The organism is Robertkochia sediminum (genome assembly GCF_016786255.1).
Lineage (GTDB): Bacteria > Bacteroidota > Bacteroidia > Flavobacteriales > Flavobacteriaceae > Robertkochia > Robertkochia sediminum.
Genome location: NZ_JADMKT010000082.1, coordinates 1 through 5,467, shown reverse-complemented (window position 1 = coordinate 5,467; position 5,467 = coordinate 1). Strand labels below are relative to the sequence as shown.

The 5,467-nt window shown below is 45.9% G+C and carries 3 protein-coding genes and 2 tRNA genes; 4 read left to right on the top strand and 1 reads right to left on the bottom strand.

What is annotated here, in order from left to right:
- Nucleotides 1-19: 19 nt before the first annotated feature.
- Nucleotides 20-94, bottom strand: a tRNA-Pro gene (locus IS446_RS15020).
- A 274-nt stretch (nt 95-368) separates the two neighbouring features.
- Here IS446_RS15020 and IS446_RS15015 point away from each other — a divergent pair.
- From IS446_RS15015 to IS446_RS15000, 4 genes are all read left to right on the top strand, one after another.
- Nucleotides 369-2,981 (top strand): right-handed parallel beta-helix repeat-containing protein, encoded by a 2,613-nt coding sequence (locus tag IS446_RS15015; RefSeq protein ID WP_203061577.1) that lies wholly within the window; start codon nt 369-371, stop codon nt 2,979-2,981.
- Nucleotides 2,982-3,143: 162 nt separating this feature from the next.
- Complete coding sequence (locus IS446_RS15010; RefSeq protein WP_203061576.1) at nt 3,144-4,457, top strand: OmpP1/FadL family transporter; 1,314 nt, start codon at nt 3,144-3,146, stop codon at nt 4,455-4,457.
- Nucleotides 4,458-4,782: 325 nt separating this feature from the next.
- A tRNA-Pro gene (locus IS446_RS15005) sits at nt 4,783-4,856 on the top strand.
- A gap of 219 nt (nt 4,857-5,075) precedes the next feature.
- A partial coding sequence (locus IS446_RS15000) for an Arm DNA-binding domain-containing protein (RefSeq protein ID WP_235996536.1) occupies nt 5,076-5,467 on the top strand: 392 nt, incomplete at its 3' end.

Genomic DNA, 5,467 nt, shown 5'->3' with positions numbered 1-5,467 from the left:
TGATTGTAGGCTCAATGTGTCGGGGTGGCAGGATTCGAACCTGCGGCCTCCTGCTCCCAAAGCAGGCGCGATAACCGGGCTACGCTACACCCCGAAAGAAGTCTGATGATCAAAAGTATCCTTCAAGACTTTCTTAATGAGGGTGCAAAAATAAAACATTTTTCAAATCCGACAAGAACATTGTAAATAAAAATATCCTCAGATAAAATAGACTTTTCTGTCAGAGTTTTTATCAACTGTTCCACACCTCTAATTTTTAAAGCTTTAAGTCGGCTAATGATCTGATTATGAGTGATTAATGATTATTTTTAATATTCCATTCCCTTCCCTTTAACCTTTCGCTACTTGTGCATTAGAAATGATGTTTGATGATGCAGCGACTACCCTTGAGATTCCTGAATTTCCTATTCCTTCGTATTCCACCCTTATACATTTGGGCCATTAGCGGTACGCTTATCTTGCTCCTTTTTTCTACTCTACCTCTGTTAGGTCAAAATACCACCTATTACGTTGCCCTGGACGGAAATGACAACGCCGACGGACTAACTCCCGAAACTGCATGGCAAAGCATCGCTCATGTTAATCTAAACTCTTTTCTTCCCGGAGACCGTATCATGTTCAGAGGTGGTGACTCCTTTACAGGTACGTTATACCTTGAAGAAGATGATGGTAATGATCCGGAAAACATTCTCGAGGTCTCCTCTTTTGGAGATGGGAGGGCCACCATATTTGGGGAGAATAGTTTTGGCATCGTGATCAATGATACAGAGGGTATCACGATCCATAATTTAGAACTTACCGGTAGTGGTATGGAACGCAACGTCCAAAGTGGCATTTATCTGGCCAATCTGCTGGAAAACGATTTTAAGCTTGCGAACATTGAATTGCGGGATCTTGAAATAAGCGGGTTTGGTGTCAATGGTATTACGGTACAGTCTACATTCGGGAATTCAGGATTCAGGAATGTGCTCATTGACAACGTCAAAGTTCACGACTGCCTCGATAACGGGATCGTGGTCATTGGCGATCACGATCAGAATAAGTTCGGATATGCACATGAAGATATCGTCATAAGGAATTCTGAAGTATACGACATTCCCGGGTTCGACAAAGAATACCATAGCGGAAGCGGGATCATGATCTCCAACGTTCAGGATTCTGTTATTGAAGACTGCGTGGTCTACAACTGCGGATACAATAACACCCAATGTGGCGGCCCCGTGGGTATCTGGTATTTCGATGCCAACCGGGTTACCATTCAGCATTGTGAAGCCTACAATATGAAGTCAGGAACCGGCTGTGACGGGGGCGGATTCGACCTTGACGGCGGGGTGACCAATGCGGTCATGCAATACAATTACTCCCACGATAATGACGGGGCCGGATTTCTCATCGGGCAATATGTCGATTCGCGCCCCATGTACAATATTACGGTGCGTTATAACATTAGTGAGAATGACGGGCGTACGAACGGAAGTAGTATTTATCTTTTTAACCTCAATCCTACCTTTCCGCCCGAGCGTATCAAGATCTATCACAACACCGTATACGTAAGCACTTCCGAAACCAATCCTCACCTGGCAGCGGCCGGTGCCCTGGCCTCGATATCTCTCGGGCCCGATATCAGTTTTACCAATAACTTGTTATTTACCTCAGGAGATCCGGCCCTGGTAAGCATTCCGCAGGACTATCCCGTAAGCTTCGTCAACAACCTTTATTACGCAGAACAAACTCCCTTGTGGAACTATCAAGGTGTACCCTACACTACCCTGGAAAATTTCAGGGCCAGTGGCAATGAACTACTGGAAGGAGCTCCTGTGGGCTTCTATGGCGATCCCCTGCTAATGAATCCCGGAAAAGGCGGAACCATAGGATTTGGAAAGAACCTGGAAACCATACCCGCCTATCAGCTGGATTATGGATCACCTGCCGTTAATGTGGCTATCCCGGTAGACGGCAATGACAGTCCGACAGATTTCTTCGGAAACCAGGCTGTTCTTGGTCCCCTGGGCGATATCGGAGCGTTCGAGCTGGATGATGTGATCCCCCCGGTGATCACCCTGCAGGGCGAGAATCCGTATACGCAGGAAGCAGGCCTCCCATTTGACGATCCCGGCGCCCAGACCGACGATGGTTCTGAAGTGATCGTCGATGCCACCACCCTCGAAACCGGTGTTGGCACCTACGAGGTGGTATACACATCAACCGACCTCTATGGGAATACCTCCCAAACAACGCGCACAGTGAACGTAGTCGATACCCGGCCACCTGAGATCGCCTGTGAGGAGATCGTAGTTGTTTTGGATCCTTCGGGTCAGGGCGAAGTGAACGAAGCCCTGATCCGTGCCAATATAAAAGACCCCAGCGACTTTACGGTTAGCTTTGATAATGCCACATACAGTTGTGAATCGATAGGCGACCAGATCCTTGCTGTAAGCGCTACCGACGCCTATGGCAACACCAGTAATTGCAATGCCACAGTAAAAGTGGTCGATCTTATTCCCCCGGAATTATTTACTTCGGCAGAAGAACTGCCTTTAGAATTCTATGTCGCAGAAAGAGCAGACCTGGAACTACCGGATTTTACCACTCTGCTTGCCGTAGGTGATAATTGTACGCCACAGGAGAACATTACCATCACCCAAAGCTTCGCTCCCGGCTTATCCCTACGCAGTGGCAACTACGAGCTGGAGATCACCCTGACCGATGCTTCGGGAAATAGCATTACACAGGTATTTCCACTAACCATTATCGAGGGGATACCCAATGACGGACCCTTATTCATTTATCCCAACCCCGTAAGATCGGTAGTACAATACAATAAAAAAGTAGTACGTACCAGGGTTTATGACCTCAGAGGTTCCAGGATACACGAGACCTTCGAACCCCGTCCGGACCTCTCATTTCTTCAATCAGGGATTTACGTTCTAGAAGCCGTTACAGGTGAAGGAACCTTCCTGAAAAAGGTGATCAAGAATTAGTATTAACACATTGTTTGCCAGAATTTTACCTGTATAACAATGCTTTTGTACGCTACATATGACAAAAGTCATACGCTATGGTATCTCTTCCTGTTAATTTAGCTAACAGATCCCACCAATACATGATCACTTTTCACTAATGTAAACTTAAATCAAAACACGATGAAAAAATTAATTTTTAGCATGCTGTCACTTTTTGCAACAGTAGGTGTGTTTGCTCAGGCAGGTCACATCATGCAGGGAGTGGGTGCAAAAAATATGTCCATGGGTGGTGCCGCTACGGCTCAAGCCATTGATATATCCGGAGCCATGCAGTGGAACCCCGCAGCCTTGGCTACCTTTGAAGGGTCTGAGCTTAAATTTGATATCGGAGCTTTCTTTTCTTCTCCGGAGCTGAGATCTACCGTTCCTGTGATCGATCCAAATACCGGTCAACCTACCGGACAATTCGCCAGCGGAGTTACTGAAGATGACCGCGGTACTTCACCAATGCCGGCATTGGCCTTTTCATGGGGCGATGACGATAGTCGTTCCAAGTTTGGAGTATCTGCCTTCGGGATCAGTGGTTTTGGAGTAACCTTCCCTGAAAGTATGACCAATCCTATTAATGCTCCACAGCAGTTTGGAGGCTTTGGTACGATCGAAAGTGATTACCTCTTGTTCCAGCTCGGATTTACCTGGGCTTATGAACTTACCGATAACCTTTCTATTGGTATTCAGCCAAACATCAACTACGCGGGACTCAAATTAATGCCCAATCCAACCGCTAATCCAAGTCCTACAGCAGGATATCCTTCTACAGACCGTGCTTCAGCATTTGGTTTCGGAGCGCAGTTCGGGGTACACTACCATTCGCCTACAGGACTAAAAGCAGGGGTTTCGTATAAAACGACCCAGAGCTTCTCAGATTTCGACCTGGAGAATACCTACCTGGACGGAAGCACAGGAGAGAATTCATTTAAAATGAATTACCCTTCTATTCTGTCACTAGGACTCGGTTACTCTCTTGGAAACATCGACCTTGCCCTGGATTACAGATGGGTGAACTACGAGAATACCGCCGGATTTGATGAAGCAGGATGGACTCCAACTGCATCAGTTAGAGGATTCGGATGGGAGAACATCAACATCCTTTCTGCAGGTATTCAGTACAAGGGGATCAACAAGCTTCCTTTACGTGTAGGATATACCAACTCTACCAATCCGATCACTTCAGAACTTGCATTCTTTAATATTCCGGCTACGGCCATTATCAAGAATGCTTACCAGTTCGGATTTAGCTATGAATTCAGTGATACGTTCGTACTTGACGCTGTATACCACTACGGTGACAGTGATGGTGCAACCGCAGGACCTATTTATAACCCACAGCTCATTTCACCAGACAATCCGCTTGGAGCGTTCCCGGGATCTGAAGTGTCTTACGATATGACCACTTCCATGATCCAGGTAGGTGTAAGCTACAGGTTCAACTAAGTTTTCTTAATTAATTGGTTTTTTACCCCCGGGTCAGGGATTTCCTGATGCCGGGGGTAATTTTTTTCAGGCCTGCTCCTCCCCCTGATCACAACGAAAACCGGCTACAAATCGCACTTTGATTTTGATAGACAAACAGTTAAGCAGCGTCCGGAGATCAGGGCAGAATTTCTCCTGAAAAAGCTATTGTAATATATCAGAATCGTTTATTTTTGCAGTCCACTTTTGAGCTTTGTTCAGGGTGATTTTTCGGTTTTTACCCCACGTTGAAACTGAAAAATGTTTAGGTTTAATGATTTTACAAAAACGGCTTCGGCTGTTTTTTCGGGATGTGGCGCAGTCTGGTAGCGTACACGCATGGGGTGCGTGGGGTCGCAGGTTCAAATCCTGTCATCCCGACTTACAGAGCCTATAATCAGGCACAAATACTGAATATTCCTATGAAATCTGGCATTTTTGGCCTGTTTTTCATAGGAATGTTTCATTTTGATACATATTGAAAGGTTACCTAAAAGGTTACCTCCTCCGAATTTCGGGATATTTACTATCTTGAAACCTCTCAGAATAGGACTGCGGAAATCTTTCGTTCATCGAAGTTTAACTTAAAGAACGAGAGACATGTCTACTTCAAAAAATCTCTACATCAATTTCTGGATCGCCAAGGCCAAATCCAGAAATGGCCAATGCCCCATTTATGTACGAATTACCATCGCCGGAAAAAGAGCCGAGGTGAGTACCCAATTAGCTGTTGAACCTTCAAAGTGGAATTCCAAATCGGGAAGGGTCAACGGGCGCTCCGAAAAAGCCAGGGTGCTCAATAAGTTATTATGGCAGATCGAAGCCCGGATTTATGAATGTCACGAAGCCTTGCGCTATGAAGGTAAATTTATCACCGCATCCAGTTTGAAATCGCGGTACCTGGGGAAAGATGATCACACCCATACCCTGCGATCCATCTTTAAGTACCACGAAACAAAAATGAAGGGCGTGTTGGCTCATGGAACACTTAA

What these genes read in the sequence shown, in the direction of transcription:
- IS446_RS15015 (WP_203061577.1), top strand. Translation starts at nt 369, where the DNA reads ATGATGCAGCGACTACCCTTGAGATTCCTGAATTTCCTATTCCTTCGT.
- IS446_RS15010 (WP_203061576.1), top strand. Translation starts at nt 3,144, where the DNA reads ATGAAAAAATTAATTTTTAGCATGCTGTCACTTTTTGCAACAGTAGGT.